This is a genomic window from Lelliottia nimipressuralis, from assembly GCF_004115925.1.
Classification (GTDB): domain Bacteria; phylum Pseudomonadota; class Gammaproteobacteria; order Enterobacterales; family Enterobacteriaceae; genus Enterobacter; species Enterobacter nimipressuralis.
In genome coordinates, this window is sequence record NZ_SDDX01000004.1 from 194,587 (window position 1) to 215,811 (window position 21,225).

23 protein-coding genes and 1 pseudogene are annotated in these 21,225 nt (G+C 55.7%); 21 read left to right on the plus strand and 3 right to left on the minus strand.

Annotated elements, in window-relative coordinates; genetic code table 11:
* Window positions 1-107: 107 nt before the first annotated feature.
* The 8 genes and pseudogenes from mdcA (at window position 108) to mdcH (ending at window position 7,158) form a co-directional block, all read left to right on the plus strand.
* On the plus strand, window positions 108-1,763 hold the full coding sequence (gene mdcA / locus ETG88_RS04750) for a malonate decarboxylase subunit alpha (protein WP_129034799.1): 1,656 nt from the start codon (window positions 108-110) through the stop codon (window positions 1,761-1,763).
* Entirely contained in the window at window positions 1,763-2,620 is an 858-nt protein-coding gene (locus tag ETG88_RS04755) for a triphosphoribosyl-dephospho-CoA synthase (protein ID WP_129034800.1), read from the plus strand. The genes mdcA and ETG88_RS04755 overlap by 1 nt, the downstream gene beginning before the upstream one ends.
* A gap of 9 nt (window positions 2,621-2,629) precedes the next feature.
* Window positions 2,630-2,929 carry a malonate decarboxylase acyl carrier protein gene (gene mdcC / locus ETG88_RS04760; RefSeq protein ID WP_100778631.1) on the plus strand — a complete coding sequence of 100 codons (300 nt, stop codon included), beginning with the start codon at window positions 2,630-2,632 and terminating at the stop codon, window positions 2,927-2,929.
* Window positions 2,922-3,755 (plus strand): biotin-independent malonate decarboxylase subunit beta, encoded by an 834-nt coding sequence (locus ETG88_RS04765; protein WP_129034801.1) that lies wholly within the window; start codon window positions 2,922-2,924, stop codon window positions 3,753-3,755. The genes mdcC and ETG88_RS04765 overlap by 8 nt, the downstream gene beginning before the upstream one ends.
* Window positions 3,755-4,555 carry a biotin-independent malonate decarboxylase subunit gamma gene (gene mdcE, locus ETG88_RS04770; protein WP_129034816.1) on the plus strand — a complete coding sequence of 267 codons (801 nt, stop codon included), beginning with the start codon at window positions 3,755-3,757 and terminating at the stop codon, window positions 4,553-4,555. Before ETG88_RS04765 ends, mdcE begins: the two co-directional genes overlap by 1 nt.
* Before the next feature lie 128 nt (window positions 4,556-4,683).
* On the plus strand, window positions 4,684-5,643 hold the full coding sequence (locus ETG88_RS04775; protein WP_100778633.1) for an AEC family transporter: 960 nt from the start codon (window positions 4,684-4,686) through the stop codon (window positions 5,641-5,643).
* A gap of 2 nt (window positions 5,644-5,645) precedes the next feature.
* Window positions 5,646-6,265, plus strand: a pseudogene (locus ETG88_RS04780) (malonate decarboxylase holo-ACP synthase).
* Entirely contained in the window at window positions 6,262-7,158 is an 897-nt protein-coding gene (mdcH, locus tag ETG88_RS04785; protein WP_129034802.1) for a malonate decarboxylase subunit epsilon, read from the plus strand. Before ETG88_RS04780 ends, mdcH begins: the two are co-directional and overlap by 4 nt.
* Before the next feature lie 77 nt (window positions 7,159-7,235).
* On the opposite strand, the gene ETG88_RS04790 is transcribed toward mdcH, so the two are convergent.
* Both ETG88_RS04790 and ETG88_RS04795 read right to left on the minus strand, forming a co-directional pair.
* Entirely contained in the window at window positions 7,236-8,168 is a 933-nt protein-coding gene (locus ETG88_RS04790; RefSeq protein WP_100778636.1) for a LysR family transcriptional regulator, read from the minus strand.
* Between the two features lie 15 nt (window positions 8,169-8,183).
* The gene (locus tag ETG88_RS04795) at window positions 8,184-10,088 is read right to left on the minus strand and encodes an ABC transporter ATP-binding protein (protein ID WP_129034803.1); all 1,905 of its coding nucleotides are present in this window, start codon (window positions 10,086-10,088) and stop codon (window positions 8,184-8,186) included.
* Window positions 10,089-10,212: 124 nt separating this feature from the next.
* Between ETG88_RS04795 and kefG the strand changes: the two genes are divergently transcribed.
* The 4 genes from kefG (at window position 10,213) to slyD (ending at window position 13,486) form a co-directional block, all read left to right on the plus strand.
* Window positions 10,213-10,764 carry a glutathione-regulated potassium-efflux system ancillary protein KefG gene (gene kefG / locus ETG88_RS04800; RefSeq protein ID WP_206732574.1) on the plus strand — a complete coding sequence of 184 codons (552 nt, stop codon included), beginning with the start codon at window positions 10,213-10,215 and terminating at the stop codon, window positions 10,762-10,764.
* On the plus strand, window positions 10,764-12,569 hold the full coding sequence (kefB, locus tag ETG88_RS04805; RefSeq protein ID WP_107702728.1) for a glutathione-regulated potassium-efflux system protein KefB: 1,806 nt from the start codon (window positions 10,764-10,766) through the stop codon (window positions 12,567-12,569). Before kefG ends, kefB begins: the two co-directional genes overlap by 1 nt.
* A gap of 10 nt (window positions 12,570-12,579) precedes the next feature.
* Window positions 12,580-12,780, plus strand: a complete 201-nt coding sequence (locus tag ETG88_RS04810; RefSeq protein WP_129034804.1) for a YheV family putative zinc ribbon protein — start codon at window positions 12,580-12,582, stop codon at window positions 12,778-12,780.
* A 94-nt stretch (window positions 12,781-12,874) separates the two neighbouring features.
* Entirely contained in the window at window positions 12,875-13,486 is a 612-nt protein-coding gene (gene slyD, locus ETG88_RS04815) for a peptidylprolyl isomerase (RefSeq protein WP_129034805.1), read from the plus strand.
* 176 nt (window positions 13,487-13,662) lie between these two features.
* Here slyD and ETG88_RS04820 read toward each other — a convergent pair whose 3' ends face one another.
* Window positions 13,663-13,881 (minus strand): protein SlyX, encoded by a 219-nt coding sequence (locus ETG88_RS04820; RefSeq protein ID WP_100778641.1) that lies wholly within the window; start codon window positions 13,879-13,881, stop codon window positions 13,663-13,665.
* Window positions 13,882-14,117: 236 nt separating this feature from the next.
* On the opposite strand from ETG88_RS04820, the gene fkpA reads away from it, so the two are divergent.
* The 9 genes from fkpA to tuf all read left to right on the plus strand — a co-directional run.
* Window positions 14,118-14,939 carry an FKBP-type peptidyl-prolyl cis-trans isomerase gene (gene fkpA / locus ETG88_RS04825; protein ID WP_095283677.1) on the plus strand — a complete coding sequence of 274 codons (822 nt, stop codon included), beginning with the start codon at window positions 14,118-14,120 and terminating at the stop codon, window positions 14,937-14,939.
* Window positions 14,940-15,103: 164 nt separating this feature from the next.
* On the plus strand, window positions 15,104-15,826 hold the full coding sequence (locus ETG88_RS04830; protein WP_100778642.1) for a helix-turn-helix transcriptional regulator: 723 nt from the start codon (window positions 15,104-15,106) through the stop codon (window positions 15,824-15,826).
* On the plus strand, window positions 15,826-16,212 hold the full coding sequence (tusD, locus tag ETG88_RS04835) for a sulfurtransferase complex subunit TusD (RefSeq protein WP_129034806.1): 387 nt from the start codon (window positions 15,826-15,828) through the stop codon (window positions 16,210-16,212). Before ETG88_RS04830 ends, tusD begins: the two co-directional genes overlap by 1 nt.
* The gene (gene tusC / locus ETG88_RS04840) at window positions 16,212-16,571 is read left to right on the plus strand and encodes a sulfurtransferase complex subunit TusC (RefSeq protein WP_129034807.1); all 360 of its coding nucleotides are present in this window, start codon (window positions 16,212-16,214) and stop codon (window positions 16,569-16,571) included. The genes tusD and tusC overlap by 1 nt, the downstream gene beginning before the upstream one ends.
* Before the next feature lie 7 nt (window positions 16,572-16,578).
* Window positions 16,579-16,866, plus strand: coding sequence for a sulfurtransferase complex subunit TusB (gene tusB, locus ETG88_RS04845; protein WP_129034808.1), 288 nt, complete (start codon window positions 16,579-16,581; stop codon window positions 16,864-16,866).
* A gap of 123 nt (window positions 16,867-16,989) precedes the next feature.
* A complete protein-coding gene (gene rpsL, locus ETG88_RS04850; protein WP_000246815.1) occupies window positions 16,990-17,364 on the plus strand; it encodes a 30S ribosomal protein S12 in 375 nt (124 codons plus the stop codon).
* A gap of 96 nt (window positions 17,365-17,460) precedes the next feature.
* Window positions 17,461-17,931, plus strand: coding sequence for a 30S ribosomal protein S7 (gene rpsG, locus ETG88_RS04855; protein ID WP_004106370.1), 471 nt, complete (start codon window positions 17,461-17,463; stop codon window positions 17,929-17,931).
* A 95-nt stretch (window positions 17,932-18,026) separates the two neighbouring features.
* Entirely contained in the window at window positions 18,027-20,141 is a 2,115-nt protein-coding gene (gene fusA, locus ETG88_RS04860) for an elongation factor G (protein ID WP_100778646.1), read from the plus strand.
* Window positions 20,142-20,209: 68 nt separating this feature from the next.
* The coding region (gene tuf, locus ETG88_RS04865) for an elongation factor Tu (protein WP_129034809.1) at window positions 20,210-21,225 on the plus strand (1,016 nt) is incomplete at its 3' end.

Below are 21,225 nucleotides of genomic sequence, written 5' to 3' on the forward strand. Positions count from 1 at the left end.
AGGCTAATGATTCCACACTACGCTTAATTGATGCCTTTCTCACCAGAGCGCACACTTTGTTCAGCGTTAAGCAAATCAGAATGATGTGCTGAATCAGGAGGTTAATAATGTTATCTGGGCAAACACCCGCCCGGGTCTGGAACACGCGTCGCACTGAAAAAGCGCGCCGCCTGGCTTCCGTCCCGGTGCAAGGCAAGGTTCTGCCAACCGACGATCTTGTCGCCATGCTGGAAAAACTGATTGCTCCGGGCGATAAAGTCGTACTGGAAGGCAACAACCAAAAGCAGGCTGATTTTCTGTCCCGTTCACTGGCCGAGGTCAATCCGCAAATCGTGCATGACCTGCATATGATCATGCCAAGCGTCGGTCGCAGCGAGCATCTCGATATCTTCGAAAAGGGCATCGCCCGCAAACTCGATTTCTCCTTCTCCGGAACCCAAAGCCTGCGTATTTCGCAGCTGCTGGAGGACGGCCAGCTCGAAATCGGCGCCATTCATACCTACATCGAACTCTACTCCCGCCTGTACGTCGATCTTTCACCGAACGTGGCGCTGATTGCCGGTTTTAAAGCGGACCGCAAAGGCAACCTGTATACCGGCGCAAGCACCGAAGACACGCCTGCACTGGTGGAAGCCGCCGCGTTCCACGACGGGATCGTCATCGCTCAGGTGAACGAGTTGGTGGACGACGAGTGCGAGCTGCCGCGCGTCGATATTCCTGGCTCGTGGATTGATTACGTGGTCGTTGCCGACAAGCCGTTCTTCATCGAACCGCTCTTTACCCGCGACCCGCGTCTCATCAAACAAGAACACATCCTGATGGCGATGATGGCGATTAAGGGCATCTACGCGGAACACCAGGTGCAGTCTCTGAACCACGGTATTGGCTTTAACACCGCTGCGATTGAGCTGCTGCTGCCGACCTACGGCGAACAGCTCGGTCTGAAGGGTAAAATCTGTAAGCACTGGACCCTGAACCCGCATCCTACGCTGATTCCGGCGATTGAAAGCGGCTGGGTCGAGAGCGTTCACTGCTTCGGCGGTGAGCTGGGGATGGAAGAGTACATCCGTGCCCGTCCTGACGTGTTCTTTACCGGTGCCGACGGCTCTATGCGTTCTAACCGTGCATTCTGCCAGCTGGCAGGCCAGTACGCGGTGGATATGTTTATCGGTTCAACCCTCCAGGTTGACGGCTATGCCAACTCCTCGACTGTGACCCGCGGTCGCCTGTCGGGCTTCGGCGGTGCGCCAAACATGGGCCACGATCCCCACGGTCGTCGTCATGCCACACCAGCATGGCTCAACATGATCACCGAACCAGACCCGATGCAGCGCGGTAAAAAGCTGGTGGTGCAGATGGTGGAAACTTTCCAGGCGGGCGTTAAACCGACCTTCGTGGAAAAACTCGATGCCGTTGAAGTGGCGAAAACCTCCGGGATGCCGCTGGCGCCAGTCATGATTTACGGCGATGACGTGACGCACGTGCTCACCGAAGAGGGGATTGCGTACCTCTATCGCGCTGAAAATCTCGAAGAGCGCCGCGCAATGGTTGCGGCAGTGGCCGGGATCACCGACATCGGCCTGGGCGTGGACGCCAAACGCGTCGCTGCGCTGCGCCAGAGTGGCAAAGTGGTCTATCCGGAAGATATGGGTATTCGTCGTACCGATGCGACCCGATCTCTGCTGGCAGCCGGGAGTGTCTCTGACCTGGTGGAATGGTCTGGCGGTCTTTACAACCCACCTGCGAAATTCCGGAGCTGGTAATGAAACTTCTGCCACAGATTCAGGTTGAAGGCGGTGCCGAATGGCTGGCGCGAACCGCCACGCAGTGTCTGATTGACGAAGCACGATTAAGCCCGAAACCCGGTCTGGTGGACAGTCGGGGGAATGGCGCGCACCTGGATCTCTCGCTCGCGTTAATGGAGCGTTCCGCGCACAGCCTGACCCCCACGTTTCAGGCACTGGCACAGCAAAGCTGGCAGCGTCCGGCCGACATTGCGCTCAGACAAACCATCGGCAGGCTCGGCCGTGAGGGCGAGCAGAACATGATGGCGGCCACCCAGGGAGTGAACACCCACCGTGGCGCAATCTGGGCGCTCGGGCTGCTGGTAAGTGCGGTAGCGATGCTGGGCGGCGACGCGCGTCCGCAGACTATCGCACGGACTGCAGCCGAACTGGCCACGCTGCCCGATGACGCCGCCCCGAAAGTGTTCAGCAAAGGGCTTCGCGCCACGCACCGCTACCGGGTGCCGGGCGCACGTGAAGAGGCGCAGCAGGCGTTCCCACACGTTTTACAACGGGCACTGCCGCAGCTTCGTCTCAGCCGCCTGAACGGCAGCAGCGAATCGCACGCCAGGCTTGATGCGCTGATGGCCATCATGACCTCGCTGACCGACACCTGCGTGCTCTCCCGCGCCGGGATGGAAGGGCTGGAGACAATGCAGGACGGCGCTCGCGTCGTGCTGAATGCGGGCGGAACCGCGCAGCCGGAAGGCCAGCGCGCTTTGGCGGAACTTGACCGCCGGATGCTGGCGCTCAACGCCTCTCCGGGTGGTGCCGCCGATCTGCTTGCCGCCACGCTGTTCCTCGACCGCGTCGAGACGCCTTATTCAAAGCATTAAGAGGATGTTATGGAAAAAATCACATTGACCGTGCCAGCCAGCCGCGAAGTAAGCGGCAGGGCGCTGGCAGGGGTTGTCGGTTCTGGTGATATGGAGGTGTTATTCACCGCCGACCAGAGCCAGACCTTAACCATCGATATCACCACTTCCGTTGACAACAGCCGTGGTCGCTGGGAGGCGCTATTCAACCGTCTGCACACCGTGAGCAGCCTGCCTGCCGGTCGCCTCACCATTCATGACTTTGGTGCCACCCCTGGCGTGGCGCGCATTCGTATTGAACAGGTCTTTGAAGAGGTGAGCCATGCGTGACGATCTGAGTTTTATCGAATTAAAAGCGCGCCAGCGTGCGCACGCGCTGCTGGACGATGGCAGCTACCGTGAACTGCTGGACCCGTTTGAAGGCATTACCTCTCCGTGGCTCGGCGCACAGGGTATCGTGCCGCAGGCAGACGACGGGATGGTGGTCGCGAAAGGGACCATTAACGGTCAGCCCGCTGTCGTCGTGGCGATCGAAGGCGCGTTCCAGGGCGGCAGTATGGGCGAAGTCTCAGGGGCCAAAATGGCCGCCGCGCTGGAGCTGGCGGCAGAAGATAACCGCAACGGTATTCCGACACAGGCGGTGCTTTGCCTCGAAACCGGCGGCGTTCGTCTGCAGGAAGCGAATCTCGGTCTGGCGGCGATTGCTGATATTCACGCGGCGATTGTCGATTTACGTCGTTATACGCCGGTCATCGGGATTGTCGCCGGGACCGTCGGTTGCTTCGGTGGGATGTCGATTGCGGCGGCCCTGTGCAGCTATCTGATTGTCACCCGCGAAGCACGTCTCGGTCTTAACGGCCCGCAGGTTATCGAGCAGGAAGCCGGGATTGATGAGTACGACTCACGCGACCGTCCGTTTATCTGGAGCATGACCGGCGGCGAAATCCGCTATGAAAGTGGTCTGGTGGATGCGCTGGTGGGTGACGGCGTGAACGCGGTGAAACAGGCGATGAACGAGGCCATTGCCAAAGGGGTTCCGGCTGCGCATCGCACCGATAACTATGACGATTATCTGAATCGTCTGAGCCATTTCGACACCCGCAAACAGGCGGATACCGAACAGATCCATGCGCTTTTTGCCCGGGAGGTGAAATGATGACTACTACAATCAGCCGCGGCGAACTCTGGCTGCAAACGCTCGCCCCACATGCCCAACGTCTGTCAGGGCTATGCCCGTCCGTGCAGGCCGCTGACGGTGAACTGAACGGTGAAACCGTACGTTTCGTTGCCGTGGTCCCGGATGCTAACAACCATTTCCCGCGCGCCGCGCAGGGTGAAGTGGGGCTGCTGGAGGGCTGGACGCTGGCTAAAGTGGTGAGCGAAACCATTGCCGCTGATGCCGATAAAGCCGTTAAACGCCCTATCGTGGCGGTGATTGACGTACCCAGCCAGGCGTATGGCCGTCGCGAAGAGGCGTTCGGCATCCATCAGGCGCTGGCCGGTGCAGCTGCGGCGTATGCCAATGCGCGTCTGGCCGGTCATCCGGTCATCGGCCTCATCGTCGGTAAAGCGATGTCGGGTGCTTTCCTGGCACACGGCTACCAGGCAAACCGCCTGATTGCCTTTAACGACAAGGGCGTGTTGATTCATGCGATGGGCAAAGAGTCTGCCGCACGTATCACCCTGCGCACCGTCGATGCGCTGGAAAAACTGGCGGCCACCATCCCGCCAATGGCGTACGACATCAGTAACTACGCCACGCTGGGACTGCTCGCCGATCTGCTGGACATCAGCAATCCGGACGCCCCTTCCGACAGCGATCTGGCGCAGGTGAAAACCACTCTGCAACAGGCCATCAACGACGCACGTCAGGACACCTCGCTGAAAAGCCGTCTGGGTGCTGACAACCGCCGCAGCTCTGCTCTGGTACGCGAACGTATGCGAGCAAGCTGGTAATTAAAAAAAAAGTCCTGCCAGATGCAGGACCTCGTGGGCGCACTCGCTGCGCCTGCGCGGAAACCTGCATCCTGAAAATAATAATCATCGCGCCAGTGCTATCTCTTTTTTTAAATTACAGGTGATTTATGACTTACGTAATTGTTCATGCTCTTGCTCCGATTTTTGTCATCATGCTGCTGGGATTCTGGGCCGGTAAGGCCAAAATGGTCGACAACAAAAATGTCTCCCTGCTGAATATCTTTGTGATGGATTTTGCGCTGCCTGCGGCGCTGTTTAGTGCCACAGTACAAACCCCGTGGACGGGTATCCTCGCCCAGTCGCCACTGATTCTGGTGCTGACGCTGGCGATGTGGATCACCTACGCGGCGATCTATTTCCTGGCCACCAAGGTCTTTAAAAAATCCCCGCAGGATGCGGCCGTACTGACCCTGACGGTGGCCCTGCCTAACTATGCGGCGCTCGGTCTGCCCATTCTCGGCAGCGTGCTCGGGGAAGGTTCGTCCACCTCGCTCTCCGTGGCGGTCTCCATCGCCTGTGGTTCTGTCCTGATGACGCCGTTCTGCCTGCTGATTCTGGAGCGCGAAAAAGCGCGCGCCGAAGGCGGCAACAGCGGTTCGACTCTGGCGATGCTGCCGGTGCTGATGTGGCGCTCTATCAAAAAACCGATCGTAATGGGCCCGCTGCTTGGGGTAATTCTGTCGGCTATCGGTATCAAAATGCCGGAACTGGTTCTGGCGGCGATTAAACCGCTGGGTCTGGCGGCTACGGCGGCAGCGCTGTTCCTGACCGGGGTGATCCTCTCTGCGCGTAAACTGCAAATCAACACCATGGTGATCACGTCCACTATCGCCAAACTGCTGATTCAGCCTGCCATTGCCTGGGGTCTGGTGCTGATTTTCGGTCTGCATGGATCTGTGGCGATCACGGCAATTCTGATGATTGCGCTCTCCGCCGGTTTCTTTGGCGTGGTCTTCGGCAACCGTTTTGGCGTGCAGTCTCCTGATGCAGAAGCGGTGCTGCTGTTAAGCTCGGTCCTGTGTATCCTGTCTCTGCCGCTGTTTATCTCGCTGACTTCAGGAATGTAATTATGATCCCAACATTACGCCCGCACGATCTTATCTGGCTTAACGCGCGCGACGCGCTGGAAGGTATCACCGAATCCTGGGTGGATGGCGTGTGGCATACCGGTCTGCCTGTGGTGGTGCGGCGTGATGTTGATGGTACCGGACGGATCCCCGTCGGCGTGCGCGGTTTGAAGCGCGAGCAACGCGCCGCCGGTTGGGTTAACCCCGAGCGCGTGACCCGTGTGGTATCTCCGGAAAATTTAAGCGTCGCGACCGATTTGCTGCGCTCGCCGTTTATCACCCAGCCGCCCGTGCAGGTGGCGTTTCAGGTTGCGCAGCAGGCGTGGTCCTGGACGTGGGGGATAACCGGCAGTACCGGCTACGCGCTGGCAACCGGCGTTCCGGTGATCCATGCCGAGAGCGATCTGGATCTGCTGATCCGGGCGCCGTGCCGCTTCCTCAGGAAGCGTTCCAGCGCTGGGCGGCGCAGCTCGGTAGTGCGTTGTGCCGCGTGGATACGCAGGTGGAAACCCCTGCGGGCGGGTTCGCGCTGAACGAGTGGTTGCGCGAGGGGAGAGCGCTGCTAAAAACGCATCGTGGGCCGCGCCTGGTGGCCGACCCGTGGGGCAGGGAGGAGTCATGAAAATTCTGTTTACCTTCCCGGGACAGGGGACGCAGCGTGCAGGCATGCTGCAGGACCTGCCGGGTACAGAGAGAGCGGTAGCGCGCGAAGTTCTGGGCGAAGAAGCGGATCGGCTGGATTCCCCCGACGCGCTGAAACACACCCGCGCGGTGCAACTGTCTCTTCTGATCGCTGGCGTTTCTTGGGCGCGAGAACTGGAACGACGCGGCGTGACGCCAGATATTGTCAGCGGTCTGTCGATTGGTGCTTATCCTGCTGCCGTGATCGCCGGTGCACTGACGTTTACCGACGCGCTTCGGCTGGTGGCCTTGCGCGGTGATTTGATGGAGCAGGCGTATCCCCACGGCTACGGTTTGACGGCCATCATGGGGCTGACGCTGCCACAGGTGGAGGCGCTGCTCGCGGGCACTGGCACGTACATCGCTAACCTTAACGCGGAAACGCAGATTGTGATTGCCGGCACCGATGAGGGAATGGCCGAAGTGGCAAAACGCGCGCTGGAGAAGGGCGCGAATAAAGCCCATCGGCTGGCGGTGAGTGTGCCTTCACATTGTGAACTGCTGGCGGCACCGGCGCAGAAACTGGCGGAGGCGTTCAGCCATGTGACCCTTTCTCGCCCGCGCTGTGCCTGGCTCAGTGGCAGTACCGGACGCGTATTATGGGCGCCGGAGAAAATTGCCGACGATTTAGCCATGAACATGGCGCGTACGGTGCGCTGGCAGGAGGCAGTGATTTCCGCCAACGAGCGTGAGGCGCGACTGGCGATAGAAATGCCTCCCGGCGGTGTGCTGACGTGCCTGACGCGACAGGCGGCGTGGGAAGGCGAAGCGGTTTCGCTTGAGCGCAGCGGTGTGGATGTGGCGGTGCATCTGGCAAAACGTCTTCGCGGGTAGTTTTTGCCTGTTGGCACCGGGCTTTTTGTTCCTGCAAAAACCTGGGCCGTTAACGCGGAGTTACACCCGGCAAAGCATCAGCTACCGTCCTGCAAACTGCGGGCGTACATTCGCCCCTCTGCAGCCAGTGCCCGCAGGCTCGGGTCCTGCTCGCGGTTGCGGGCAAAGACAATCGCGATCAGCTGTTGCATCTGGTACGGCTGCGCCAGCTTCAGCAGCTGCACGGAGTTTTCGTAGACCTTTTTCATCCTGCCGGGCATCAGCGTAAAGCCCACACCCGCCTGCACCAGACTCAACATCGAGAAGATATCATTCACACGGGTGACGATTTCCGGCTCAAAACCGGCGATCTGGAACGCGTCCTGAAAACCGGCGTAGGTGGCAAACCCTTCCGCGAGCGAGACGAACTTCTGGTCTTTGTAATCCCGCAGATCGGCCAGGCCGTTACTGTTGAGTTTGGCCGACGCGGGCGCAGCGAGAAAAATGTCGTCGTGGAACAAGGGCAGCACTTCGAGGGTATTTCGGTCGATATCGCTTTCGGAGATGGAGATCAGGATTGCGTCCAGCGCGCCTTCATCGAGCAGATGGAGCAGGGTGTCGTTAGAGCCCATCGTCAGGTCCATCTCCAGATCCGGACGGCGCAGCTTCATCCCCATAATCAGCCGTGGGACGGTTTCCATCGTCAGGGAGTAAAGCGTACCGACGCGCAGGCGCCCCTGTCCTATCCCGGCAATTTTGCGCGACTCTTCCAGCCCGCGCTCCATCACCTGCATCACTTCCTGGCAATACTCCAGCAGTGTCCAGGCGGAAGGTAACGCAATCAGATTGCGTCCTTTGTGGGTGAACAGCGGGCAGCGAACGTTCTCTTCAAGGGTATGCAGCGCGCGGTGTACGCTGACACCGCTCAGGCCCAGAGCCTCGGCGGTGCGGGCGATATTGCCCTTTTCCATGAAGGTCATGAAAATACTCAGTTTGCGAAATGTGATGTCGCTCGTGATGTCGATAGTCATAACCTTCCTGATCCCTTAATCGGTTTGCAGCATCTCTTCCAGCTGTTCCTGCGCGTCGAGCCACGCCATTTCGCACTCTTCCAGGCCAGATTTGGTTTTGGCCTGCACCTGCAGGCACTCGGTCAGCTCGGCTTTGCGCGCCTGATCGTACAGACCGCTGTCGCCGAGCTTCTCTTCCACCGTGGCCAACTGGGCGTGCAGTTTTTCCATCTCTTTTTCCAGACGCGCGATCTCTTTACGCAGCGGCTGGGTTTGTGTGCGCAGTTCTGCCTCGCGACGTTTCTGGTCTTTACGCGCCTGAGCGCTGTTGGCGTTATCTTTCGCGTCATCGGCAGGCTGGTTTTCCTGCTTCTGCACGTCCGTTAGCCACTGCTGATAATCTTCCAGATCGCCGTCGAACGGTTCGACTTTGCCATCGTGCACCAGATAGAGGTCATCGGTGGTGGAGCGGATCAGGTGCCTGTCGTGCGAAACCACAACAAGGGCGCCTTCGAATTCGATCAACGCTTCGGTCAACGCCTGACGCATATCGAGATCCAGGTGGTTAGTCGGTTCATCGAGCAGCAGCAGGTTCGGACGTTGCCAGACGATCAGCGCCAGCACCAGACGGGCTTTTTCTCCGCCGGAGAAGCGCTCGGTGTTCTCGCTGACTTTATCGCCCTGGAAGCCGAAACCGCCGAGGTAGTCGCGCAGCTTCTGCTCCATTTCCTGAGGTGCCAGACGCGCCATGTGCTGAATCGGCGATTCGTCTGCGCGTAAAAATTCCAGCTGATGCTGGGCGAAGTAGCCCAGTTTGATGCCCTTCGCCAGCCCGATATCGCCGCTGACCGGGTCCAGTTCGCCCGCCAGCAGTTTAATCAGTGTGGACTTACCCGCGCCGTTACGCCCGAGCAGACCGATGCGAGAACCCGGCACCAGGTTGAGCTTGATGGAGTCGAGAATAATGCGCTCGCCGTAGCCGGCGCTGACCTTCTCCATTTTCAGCAACGGGTTAGGCAGGCTTTCCGGGGCGCGGAAGCTAAAGTGGAACGGGTTATCCACATGCGCAGGGGCAATCATCTCCATGCGCTCGAGCATCTTGATGCGGCTCTGGGCCTGTTTGGCTTTGGAGGCTTTGGCCTTAAAGCGATCAACAAAGCTTTGCAGATGGGCAACGCGCTGCTGCTGGCTTTCGTACATCGCCTGCTGCTGTGACAGGCGTGTGGCGCGCTGGCGCTCGAACGAGCTGTAGTTGCCCGTATATTCGAACATCGATTCCTGTTCGATATGAATGATTTTATCGACGACCGGATCGAGGAAGTCGCGGTCGTGGGAGATCAGGATCAGCGTGCCCTGATAGCTTTTCAGCCATTTTTCCAGCCAGATCACCGCGTCGAGATCGAGGTGGTTGGTCGGTTCATCGAGGAGCAGCAGATCCGAGCGGCAGACCAGCGCTTGCGCGAGGTTCAGGCGCATACGCCAGCCGCCGGAGAAATCGCTCACCGGGCGCTCTAACTGCTCGTTGCTGAAGCCCAGACCGTGCAGCAGGCTGGAGGCGCGCGAGCGGATGGTCCAGGCGTCGATGGCATCGAGTTTGCCGTGAACGGTGGCGATGGCGTGGCCGTCGTTACGCTCGTTGGCGGCGTTCAGCTCGGCTTCCAGCTTGCGGTATTCGCGGTCGCCGTCAATGACATAGTCGAGCGCCGGAACGCTCAGGGCAGGGGTTTCCTGGTTAACCCAGGCCAGCTGCCAGTTTCCCGGATAGGTGAAGCTCCCTGCATCGGCGCTCATCTCGTTTTTCAGAAGCGACAGCAGAGTGGATTTGCCGCAGCCGTTTTTGCCCACCAGACCGACTTTTTGCCCAGGGTTAATGGTGGCTGTAGCGTTGTCCAGCAGGACGCGTACGCCGCGACGAATTTGTAACGAGGAGAAAACAATCATAGAGCGCCGTGTGTTCCGACTATGTTAAGTTGTCATTATAATGGAGTTAAATGTTGTACCGCGCCTGACGCGGGAGTGCCATGTTAGCCCAAAATGGCAATGATGACGACCCGGGAGGGGAATGATGTCCCAGACAGCAAAAGTGCTGCTGCTGTATGCCCATCCGGAATCACAGGACTCGGTCGCTAACCGGGTTTTGCTCAAACCGGCTCGACAACTCAGCAATGTGACGGTGCACGACCTGTACGCGCACTATCCTGATTTTTTTATTGATATCCCACACGAACAGGAACTGTTGCGTCAGCATGACGTGATTGTGTTCCAGCATCCGCTCTATACCTACAGCTGTCCGGCGCTGCTGAAAGAGTGGCTGGACCGGGTGTTGACCCGCGGCTTTTCAAGTGGACCAGGGGGAAACCAGCTGGCGGGAAAGTACTGGCGGAGTGTCATCACGACCGGTGAACCCGAGAGCGCTTATCGTCACGACGGGCTAAACCGCTATCCCATGAGCGATATTCTGCGCCCTTTTGAGTTGACGGCGGCCATGTGCCGGATGCAGTGGATGAGCCCGATTGTGGTCTATTGGGCGCGCCGCCAGCCCTCAAAAGAGCTGGCGAATCATGCCAAAGCCTATGGCGACTGGCTGGCCTCACCGATTCTGACAGGAGGCCGCTGATGGAAGGTTCCGATCTGTTACTGGCAGGTGTGTTGTTCCTCTTCGCGGCGGTTGTGGCCGTGCCGCTGGCCTCCCGGCTGGGTATAGGCGCGGTGCTGGGCTATCTGCTGGCAGGTATCGCAATAGGTCCGTGGGGGCTTGGGTTTATTAGCGACGTGGATGAAATCCTCCACTTCTCTGAGCTGGGTGTGGTCTTCCTGATGTTTATCATTGGGCTGGAGCTGAATCCGGCGAAGCTCTGGCACCTGCGGCGCTCGATTTTTGGCGTAGGCGCCGCACAGGTGCTGTTCAGCGCGGTGATCCTCGCTGGATTACTGATGTTGACCGAGTTCAAGTGGCAGGCGGCGGTGATCGGCGGGATTGGTCTGGCGATGTCTTCGACGGCGATGGCGCTGCAGCTGATGCGCGATAAGGGGATGAATCGCAACGAGTCGGGACAGCTCGGTTTTTCCGTTTTGCTGTTTCAGGATTTAGCGGTGATCCCCGCGTTAGCGCTGGTGCCGCTGCTCGCCGGGTCTGGCGACGATCATTTCGACTGGATGAAAGTTGGCATGAAGGTGCTGGCGTTTGCAGGCATGCTGATTGGCGGGCGTTACCTGCTGCGTCCGGTGTTTCGCTTTATTGCGGCGTCTGGCGTGCGGGAAGTATTTACTGCGGCGACGCTGCTGCTGGTGTTGGGTTCCGCGCTGTTTATGGATGCGCTGGGGCTGTCGATGGCGCTGGGGACGTTTATCGCGGGCGTTCTGCTTGCCGAGAGTGAATATCGTCACGAGCTGGAGATTGCCATCGATCCCTTTAAGGGGCTGCTGTTAGGGCTGTTCTTTATCTCTGTAGGCATGGCGCTCAACCTTGGCGTGCTCTACACCCATCTGCTGTGGGTGGTGATCAGCGTCGCGGTGCTGGTGGCGGTGAAAACCGGCGTGCTTTACGCCCTGGCGCGGATTTACGGCCTCCGAAGTTCTGAGCGCATGCAGTTCGCGGGCGTGCTGAGTCAGGGGGGAGAGTTCGCATTTGTGCTCTTCTCCACAGCATCGTCCCAGCGTTTATTTCAGGATGATCAGATGGCGCTGCTGCTGGTGACGGTCACCCTGTCGATGATGACCACGCCGCTGCTGATGAAGCTGATTGATAAATCCCTGTCGCGCCGCTTTAATCCGCCGGAAGACGAAGCGGAAACACCGTGGGTGGAAGACGATAAACCACAGGTAATTGTGGTGGGGTTTGGTCGTTTTGGGCAGGTGATTGGCCGCTTGCTGATGGCCAATGAGATGCGTATTACGGTGCTGGAGCGTGATATCAGCGCAGTAAATCTGATGCGCAAATATGGTTATAAAGTCTATTACGGCGATGCAACGCAGCTTGAGCTGCTGCGTTCGGCAGGGGCCGAGGCCGCAGAGTCGATCGTCATCACCTGTAATGAACCGGAAGATACGATGAAGCTGGTGGAGCTGTGTCAGCAGCATTTCCCGCATCTGCATATTCTGGCGCGTGCCAGAGGGCGCGTGGAAGCCCATGAGCTGTTACAGGCGGGGGTGAAAAACTTCTCGCGTGAGACGTTTTCCAGTGCCCTTGAGCTAGGCCGTAAGACGCTGGTTTCGCTGGGTATGCATCCGCACCAGGCGCTGCGCGCCCAGCTGCATTTCCGCAGGCTTGATATGCGTATGCTGCGCGAGTTAATGCCCGTCCATAGCGATACGGCGCAAATCTCCCGCGTGCGGGAAGCTCGCCGTGAGCTGGAAGAGATCTTCCAGCGTGAGATGCAGAAGGAACGGCGTCAGTTGGATGGCTGGGATGAATTTGAATAGGGGAAAAAGTATGGCAGTTCGTAAACGTTTTATTGCAGGCGCAAAATGCCCGTCCTGCCAGGCGCAAGATACCCTGGCCATGTGGCGCGAGAATAATATCGATATTGTTGAGTGTGTTAAGTGCGGGCACCAGATGCGCGAGGTGGACAAAGAGGTTCGCGAGCATGTTCGCAAAGAAGAGCAAGTGATCGGCATTTTTCATCCAGACTAGCGATATGCCCTCAGATTTTTTAAGCTAAAGGGTACACGGGTGCAGATTTCCGCTACAATCTGCGCCAGCAATTTTCCCACGCTCAGGAGATATCATGAAAGTAGCAAAAGACCTGGTGGTCAGCCTGGCCTATCAGGTACGTACAGAAGACGGTGTGTTGGTTGATGAGTCTCCGGTGAGTGCGCCGCTGGACTACCTGCATGGTCACGGTTCCCTGATTTCCGGCCTGGAAAACGCGCTGGAAGGTCATGTTGTTGGCGATAAATTTGATGTTGCTGTAGGCGCGAATGACGCTTACGGCCAGTACGACGATAATCTGGTTCAGCGCGTTCCTAAAGACGTGTTCATGGGCGTTGACGAGCTGCAGGTTGGCATGCGTTTCCTGGCTGAAACTGACCAGGGTCCAGTACCTGTTGAAATCACAGAAGTTGAAGACGAGCACGTTGTGGTTGACGGTAACCACATGCTGGCTGGCCAGAACCTGAAATTCAACGTTGAAGTTATCGCGATTCGTGAAGCGACTGCTGAAGAGCTGGCTCATGGCCACGTTCACGGTGCAAATGGTCACGACCATAATCACGACCATGATCACGACCATGACGGTTGCTGCGGTGGTCACGGCCACGATCATGACCACGGTCATGACCACGGTCATGACCACGGCAAAGGCGGTTGTGGTGGTAACGGCGGTTGCGGCTGCCACTAAATCACCGGCGTCTTTCGAGCCGCAGAGGCGTTGACTGCGTTTTCCAGTCCCGGTTGTAGAGTGATCTTTGCTCTCGGGATGTTCTAACCAGTCACCTTTCTGCAGCTCGTATGACCGGTAATTTAGCAGTGTCGCAGGCACAAAAAAGCGGGAAATATTCCCGCTTTTTTTATGCCTCAATAGTGAGGTGGGGGCGTCTCTTCTGCCTGTGAGGCGATGTGTGACGACTGTGTCGCTTTCACTTTTTCCGTAAGCAGGCGCAGAAGATCGCGCAGTTTGGCCATTTCCAGTTCGTGAGCCGTCACCGTCTGGTTCAGCTCATCGATGGTCACTTCCTGAAAAGCCAGGCGGCTTTCCAGCTCGGCCAGCCGCGCTTCCAATGTCGTATTTTGCATGATTGACCTCTCTGTGATTTCGCACGCCAGGGGCGTTGGCGGCGGCGAATTTTACCCGAGTTTACTCCTCTGTAAAGCATCCTGCCTTAATGCAAGAAACTTATTTAAACAAAAATAGTCTGAAAAGAAGCGAGTTTAGGGAGAGTCTGTCTGTAGATTTCTTCTTCAACGTTCTATAGTACGCTTCTCATATACGTTTAACGCTGGGGTGAGAGGCCCCGGTCCTGGAGAAATGGATGAAATCACTGTTTAAAGTAACGCTGCTGGCGACCACGATGGCCGTCGCACTGAATGCGCCGCTCTCTTTCGCTGCTGATACCGCTGCGAAGCCTGCTGCAAGCGCAGACAGTAAAGCTGCGTTCAAAAATGACGACCAGAAATCAGCCTATGCGCTGGGCGCATCTCTGGGCCGTTACATGGAAAACTCTCTCAAAGAGCAAGAGAAACTGGGCATCAAACTGGATAAAGACCAGCTGATCGCCGGGGTTCAGGATGCGTTTGCAAACAAGAGCAAACTGTCTGACCAGGAAATCGAACAGACCCTGCAGGCTTTTGAAGCTCGCGTGAAAGGCGCTGCTCAGGGCAAAATGGAACAAGACGCAAAAGACAACGAAGCGAAAGGCAAAGCCTACCGCGATACTTTTGCTAAAGAGAAGGGTGTGAAAACCTCTTCTACCGGTCTGCTGTACAAAGTAGAGAAAGCCGGTACTGGCGATGCGCCTAAAGACAGCGATACCGTAGTTGTGAACTACAAAGGTACCCTGATCGACGGTAAAGAGTTCGATAACTCTTATACCCGTGGTGAACCGCTCTCCTTCCGTCTTGACGGTGTTATCCCAGGCTGGACCGAAGGCCTGAAAAACATCAAGAAAGGCGGCAAAATTCAGCTGGTAATCCCACCGGATCTGGCTTACGGCAAAACGGGCGTTCCGGGTATTCCGGCTAACTCCACTCTGGTCTTCAATGTTGAGCTGCTGGACATCAAACCAGCACCGAAGGCAGATGCCAAACCAGATGCTGCAGCAGATGATAAAGCTGCAGACGCAGCGAAGAAGTAAAACGCTGAAAACCGCCGCCTTTAAGGCGGCGGTTTTTTTATTGTGGGGCAGATATAATTAACACTGGAAAGCGTTACCTACGCTGTATTAATTTAGTTGTCCGTGTAAATATGAGCCTGCCCTGACAACCTAATGACAGGCTCCTGAAAAGGAGTGTTTTTTTCATGTCCAGGTCGCTTTTAACCAACGAAACCAGTGAACTCGATTTGCTGGATCAACGTCCTTTCGACCAGACCGACTTCGATATTCTCAAATCTTACGAAGCGGTGGTGGACGGGTTAGCGATGCTCATTGGCTCCCACTGCGAAATCGTATTGCACTCCCTGCAAGATCTGAAATGTTCCGCCATCCGCATTGCTAATGGTGAGCACACTGGCCGCAAAATTGGATCGCCAATTACCGACCTTGCACTGCGTATGCTGCACGACATGACCGGCGCGGACAGCAGCGTCTCCAAATGTTATTTCACTCGTGCCAAAAGCGGCGTTCTGATGAAATCAGAAACGATCGCCATCCGTAACCGCGAGCACCGCGTAATCGGACTGCTGTGTATCAACATGAACCTTGATGTGCCGTTCTCTCAAATCATGAGCACCTTTATTCCGCCTGAAACGCCGGAAGTGAACTCGTCGGTGAACTTTGCGTCTTCCGTTGAAGACCTCGTCACCCAGACGCTGGAGTTCACCATCGAAGAGGTCAATGCCGATCGCAACGTATCGAACAACGCTAAGAACCGCCAGATCGTGCTGAACCTCTATGAAAAAGGCATTTTCGATATTAAAGATGCGATTAACCAGGTGGCAGATCGCCTGAACATTTCCAAGCACACGGTTTATCTTTACATCCGCCAGTTCAAAAGCGGTGATTTCCTGGGACAAGAGAAGTAATGCGTTTTGCCATTATGGTGACAGGCCCGGCTTACGGTACTCAGCAGGCCAGTAGCGCTTTTCAGTTTGCCGAGGCGTTGTTGGCTGCCGGACATCAGCTGAGCAGTGTCTTTTTCTACCGGGAAGGGGTCTACAACGCTAACCAGCTGACCTCGCCTGCGTCGGATGAGTTTGATCTGGTACGCGGCTGGCAGAAACTTAATGAGTTACAGGGCGTCGAGCTGCACATTTGTGTCGCGGCGGCGTTGCGTCGCGGTGTGACGGATGAAGCCGAAGCCAAGCGTCTTGGCCTTGCCGGGGCGAATCTCCAGCCTGGCTTTTCCCTCAGTGGCTTAGGCGCGCTGGCTCAAGCGGCGCTGACCTGTGATCGGATGGTACAATTCTGATGAACCGCGTTGCCTTTGTATTTACTTCTGCCCCACACGGCAGTGCAGCCGGCAGGGAAGGGCTGGATGCGCTTTTAGCAACCTCGGCTCTGACGGAAGATATCGGTGTCTTCTTTATCGGTGATGGCGTGCTCCAGCTTTTGGCCGGGCAACAGCCTCAGCAGATTTTGGCGCGTGACTATATTGCGACCTTCAAAGTTCTGCCCCTGTACGACATCGAGACTTTCTGGGTCTGTGCGGCATCGCTAAAAGAGCGCGGGCTGGATGAAAACACCGCTATGGTGCTGGATGTGACCGTCCTCGCGCCCGAGGTGTTACGCGAACAACTCTCTCAATATCATACTGTTCTGACTTTCTGAGGCCGTCATGCTCCATACCTTAAGCCACTCTCCGTGGCAGTGCGATATCGACGGGTTGCTGAGAATGCTGGCCGACTGCGACGACCTGCTGCTGATTCAGGACGGCGTGCTGGCCGCAATTGAAGGCAGCCGCTTTGTTGAAATGCTCAATAATGCCCCCATTACTGTCTCTGCGCTAAAGGAAGACATTGATGCACGCGGCCTTGCTGCTCAAATTTCAGCCAAAATCGACGTGGTTAGCTATACTGATTTCGTCAATCTCTCGGTAAAACACACAACTCAAATGAGTTGGTGAGGTGAGATCGCTGTATATTTCTTGACACCTTTTCGGCGTGGCCCTAAAATTTCGCGTCCTCATATTGTATGAGGCGATTTATTACGTGTTTACGAAGCAAAAGCTAAAACCAGGAGCTATTTAATGGCAACAGTTAACCAGCTGGTACGCAAACCACGCGCTCGCAAAGTTGCAAAAAGCAACGTGCCTGCGCTGGAAGCCTGCCCGCAGAAACGTGGCGTATGTACTCGTGTATATACCACCACTCCTAAGAAACCAAACTCCGCACTGCGTAAAGTATGCCGTGTGCGTTTGACCAACGGTTTTGAAGTGACTTCCTACATCGGTGGTGAAGGTCACAACCTGCAGGAACACTCCGTGATCCTGATCCGTGGCGGTCGTGTAAAAGACCTTCCGGGTGTTCGTTATCACACCGTTCGTGGTGCGCTCGACTGCTCCGGCGTTAAAGACCGTAAGCAAGCTCGCTCCAAGTATGGCGTGAAGCGTCCTAAGGCTTAATGGTTCTCCGTTAAGTAAGGCCAAACTGATTTATCTTAATGTCAAACTAAACTCTTTGAGTTTTGGACAATCCTGAATTAACAACGGAGTATTCCCATGCCACGTCGTCGCGTCATTGGTCAGCGTAAAATCCTTCCAGATCCTAAGTTCGGATCAGAGCTGCTGGCAAAATTTGTAAATATCCTGATGGTAGATGGTAAAAAATCTACTGCAGAAGCAATCGTATACAGCGCGCTGGAGACCCTGGCTCAGCGTTCTGGTAAAAATGAACTGGAAGCTTTCGAAGTCGCTCTCGACAACGTTCGCCCAACCGTAGAAGTTAAGTCCCGCCGCGTTGGTGGTTCTACTTATCAGGTTCCAGTTGAAGTTCGTCCGGTTCGTCGTAATGCTCTGGCAATGCGTTGGATCGTTGAAGCTGCTCGTAAACGCGGTGATAAATCCATGGCTCTGCGTCTGGCGAACGAACTTTCTGATGCTGCAGACAACAAAGGTACTGCAGTTAAGAAACGTGAAGACGTTCACCGTATGGCAGAAGCCAACAAGGCGTTCGCACACTACCGTTGGTAATCCCTTCGGAGTCATAGTCACCAGGCGGGCGCTTCAGAGAAGCCGCCCGCTCTGGGTTACTTAACTGAACGCCAAAGAATCAAACGAGGAATCAAATGGCTCGTACAACACCCATCGCACGCTACCGTAACATCGGTATCAGTGCGCACATCGACGCCGGTAAAACCACTACTACCGAACGTATTCTGTTCTACACCGGTGTAAACCATAAAATCGGTGAAGTTCATGACGGCGCAGCTACCATGGACTGGATGGAACAGGAGCAGGAGCGTGGTATTACCATCACCTCCGCAGCGACTACTGCATTCTGGTCAGGTATGGCTAAGCAGTATGAACCGCATCGCGTAAACATCATCGACACCCCGGGGCACGTTGACTTCACTATCGAAGTTGAACGTTCCATGCGTGTTCTTGATGGTGCAGTAATGGTTTACTGCGCAGTTGGTGGTGTTCAGCCACAGTCTGAAACCGTATGGCGTCAGGCTAATAAATACAAAGTTCCACGCATCGCGTTCGTTAACAAAATGGACCGTATGGGTGCTAACTTCCTGAAAGTTGTTGGTCAGATCAAAACCCGTCTGGGCGCGACTCCGGTTCCGCTTCAGCTGGCAATTGGTGCTGAAGAAGGTTTCACCGGTGTTGTTGACCTGGTGAAAATGAAAGCCATCAACTGGAACGAAGAAGATGCAGGCGTCACCTTCGTTTATGAAGATATTCCAGCAGACATGCAGGACCTGGCCGACGAATGGCACCAGAACCTGATCGAGTCCGCTGCTGAAGCTTCAGAAGAGCTGATGGAGAAATACCTGGGTGGTGAAGAACTGACTGAAGAAGAGATCAAGAAAGCTCTGCGTCAGCGCGTTCTGAACAACGAAATCATCCTGGTAACCTGTGGTTCTGCGTTCAAGAACAAAGGTGTTCAGGCAATGCTGGATGCGGTAATTGATTACCTGCCATCTCCAGTAGATGTTCCTGCGATCAACGGTATCCTGGACGACGGTAAAGACACTCCGGCTGAACGTCACGCAAGTGATGACGAGCCGTTTGCTGCACTGGCGTTCAAAATCGCTACCGACCCGTTCGTGGGTAACCTGACGTTCTTCCGCGTGTACTCTGGCGTGGTTAACTCCGGTGACACCATCCTGAACTCCGTGAAAGCTGCACGTGAACGTTTCGGTCGTATCGTACAGATGCACGCGAACAAACGTGAAGAGATCAAAGAAGTTCGCGCAGGCGACATCGCTGCGGCTATCGGTCTGAAAGACGTGACTACTGGTGACACCCTGTGTAACCCAGATCACCCGATCATTCTGGAGCGTATGGAGTTCCCTGAGCCAGTAATCTCTATCGCCGTTGAACCAAAAACCAAAGCTGACCAGGAAAAAATGGGTCTGGCTCTGGGCCGTCTGGCTAAAGAAGACCCATCATTCCGCGTATGGACTGATGAAGAATCTAACCAGACTATCATCGCTGGTATGGGTGAACTGCACCTCGACATCATCGTTGACCGTATGAAGCGTGAATTCAACGTTGAAGCTAACGTGGGTAAACCTCAGGTTGCTTACCGCGAAGCGATTCGTGCGAAAGTTACCGATGTTGAAGGTAAACACGCTAAGCAGTCTGGTGGTCGTGGTCAGTACGGTCATGTTGTTATCGACATGTACCCACTGGAGCCGGGCTCAAATCCGAAAGGTTACGAGTTCATCAACGACATCAAAGGTGGTGTAATTCCTGGCGAATACATCCCTGCCGTTGATAAAGGTATCCAGGAGCAGCTGAAGTCTGGCCCTCTGGCAGGTTACCCGGTAGTAGATCTCGGCGTGCGTCTGCACTTCGGTTCTTACCATGACGTTGACTCCTCTGAACTGGCGTTTAAACTGGCCGCTTCTATCGCCTTCAAAGATGGCTTTAAGAAAGCGAAACCAGTTCTGCTTGAGCCTATCATGAAGGTTGAAGTAGAGACTCCGGAAGAGAACACCGGTGACGTTATCGGTGACCTTAGCCGTCGTCGTGGTCAGCTGAAAGGTCAGGAATCTAACGCTACTGGCGTTCAGATTCATGCTGAAGTTCCGTTGTCAGAAATGTTCGGGTACGCAACTCAGCTGCGTTCTCTGACTAAAGGTCGTGCATCTTACTCCATGGAATTCCTGAAGTATGATGATGCGCCGAACAACGTTGCTCAGGCCGTAATCGAAGCCCGTGGCAAATAAGCCTCAGGTTTAAAAACCAAAATCCCGTGTCCCCTCGGTGAGGGGGCACTATAGTAAGGAATATAGCCGTGTCTAAAGAAAAATTTGAACGTACAAAACCGCACGTCAACGTTGGTACTATCGGCCACGTTGACCATGGTAAAACTACCCTGACTGCTGCAATCACTACCGTTCTGGCTAAAACCTACGGTGGTTCTGCTCGTGCATTCGATCAGATCGATAACGCACCAGAAGAAAAAGCTCGTGGTATCACCATCAACACTTCCCACGTTGAATATGACACCCCGACTCGCCACTACGCACACGTAGACTGCCCGGGCCACGCCGACTATGTTAAAAACATGATCACCGGTGCTGCTCAGATGGATGGCGCAATCCTGGTTGTTGCTGCGACTGACGGCCCTATGCCTCAGACTCGTGAGCACATCCTGCTGGGTCGTCAGGTTGGCGTTCCTTACATCATCGTGTTCCTGAACAAATGTGACATGGTTGATGACGAAGAGCTGCTGGAACTGGTTGAAATGGAAGTTCGTGAACTTCTGTCCCAGTACGACTTCCCAGGTGATGATACTCCAATCATCCGTGGTTCTGCTCTGAAAGCGCTGGAAGGCGAAGCAGAGTGGGAAGCTAAAATCGTTGAGCTGGCTGGCTTCCTGGATTCTTACATCCCAGAACCAGAGCGTGCGATTGACAAGCCGTTCCTGCTGCCTATCGAAGACGTATTCTCCATCTCCGGCCGTGGTACTGTTGTTACCGGTCGTGTAGAGCGCGGTATCGTTAAAGTTGGCGAAGAAGTTGAAATCGTTGGTATCAAAGAGACTGCTAAGTCTACCTGTACTGGCGTTGAAATGTTCCGCAAACTGCTGGACGAAGGCCGTGCTGGTGAGAACGTTGGTGTTCTGCTGCGTGGTATCAAACGTGAAGAAATCGAACGTGGTCAGGTACTGGCTAAGCCAGGCTCTATCAAGCCGCACACCAAATTCGAATCTGAAGTTTACATCCTGTCCAAAGATGAAGGCGGCCGTCATACTCCGTTCTTCAAAGGCTACCGTCCACAGTTCTACTTCCGTACAACTGACGTGAC

Bases quoted from the DNA above. Each gene is read 5' to 3' on its own strand.
- rpsL (WP_000246815.1), top strand. From the start codon at position 16,990: ATGGCAACAGTTAACCAGCTGGTACGCAAACCACGCGCTCGCAAAGTT.
- ETG88_RS04790 (WP_100778636.1), bottom strand. From the start codon at position 8,168: ATGACTATCGACATCACGAGCGACATCACATTTCGCAAACTGAGTATT.
- tusB (WP_129034808.1), top strand. From the start codon at position 16,579: ATGCTCCATACCTTAAGCCACTCTCCGTGGCAGTGCGATATCGACGGG.
- tusD (WP_129034806.1), top strand. From the start codon at position 15,826: ATGCGTTTTGCCATTATGGTGACAGGCCCGGCTTACGGTACTCAGCAG.
- kefG (WP_206732574.1), top strand. From the start codon at position 10,213: ATGTCCCAGACAGCAAAAGTGCTGCTGCTGTATGCCCATCCGGAATCA.
- kefB (WP_107702728.1), top strand. From the start codon at position 10,764: ATGGAAGGTTCCGATCTGTTACTGGCAGGTGTGTTGTTCCTCTTCGCG.
- mdcE (WP_129034816.1), top strand. From the start codon at position 3,755: ATGACTACTACAATCAGCCGCGGCGAACTCTGGCTGCAAACGCTCGCC.
- ETG88_RS04810 (WP_129034804.1), top strand. From the start codon at position 12,580: ATGGCAGTTCGTAAACGTTTTATTGCAGGCGCAAAATGCCCGTCCTGC.
- ETG88_RS04820 (WP_100778641.1), bottom strand. From the start codon at position 13,881: ATGCAAAATACGACATTGGAAGCGCGGCTGGCCGAGCTGGAAAGCCGC.
- rpsG (WP_004106370.1), top strand. From the start codon at position 17,461: ATGCCACGTCGTCGCGTCATTGGTCAGCGTAAAATCCTTCCAGATCCT.
- mdcH (WP_129034802.1), top strand. From the start codon at position 6,262: ATGAAAATTCTGTTTACCTTCCCGGGACAGGGGACGCAGCGTGCAGGC.
- ETG88_RS04795 (WP_129034803.1), bottom strand. From the start codon at position 10,088: ATGATTGTTTTCTCCTCGTTACAAATTCGTCGCGGCGTACGCGTCCTG.
- fusA (WP_100778646.1), top strand. From the start codon at position 18,027: ATGGCTCGTACAACACCCATCGCACGCTACCGTAACATCGGTATCAGT.
- slyD (WP_129034805.1), top strand. From the start codon at position 12,875: ATGAAAGTAGCAAAAGACCTGGTGGTCAGCCTGGCCTATCAGGTACGT.
- mdcA (WP_129034799.1), top strand. From the start codon at position 108: ATGTTATCTGGGCAAACACCCGCCCGGGTCTGGAACACGCGTCGCACT.
- ETG88_RS04755 (WP_129034800.1), top strand. From the start codon at position 1,763: ATGAAACTTCTGCCACAGATTCAGGTTGAAGGCGGTGCCGAATGGCTG.
- mdcC (WP_100778631.1), top strand. From the start codon at position 2,630: ATGGAAAAAATCACATTGACCGTGCCAGCCAGCCGCGAAGTAAGCGGC.
- fkpA (WP_095283677.1), top strand. From the start codon at position 14,118: ATGAAATCACTGTTTAAAGTAACGCTGCTGGCGACCACGATGGCCGTC.
- ETG88_RS04830 (WP_100778642.1), top strand. From the start codon at position 15,104: ATGTCCAGGTCGCTTTTAACCAACGAAACCAGTGAACTCGATTTGCTG.
- ETG88_RS04765 (WP_129034801.1), top strand. From the start codon at position 2,922: ATGCGTGACGATCTGAGTTTTATCGAATTAAAAGCGCGCCAGCGTGCG.
- tusC (WP_129034807.1), top strand. From the start codon at position 16,212: ATGAACCGCGTTGCCTTTGTATTTACTTCTGCCCCACACGGCAGTGCA.
- ETG88_RS04775 (WP_100778633.1), top strand. From the start codon at position 4,684: ATGACTTACGTAATTGTTCATGCTCTTGCTCCGATTTTTGTCATCATG.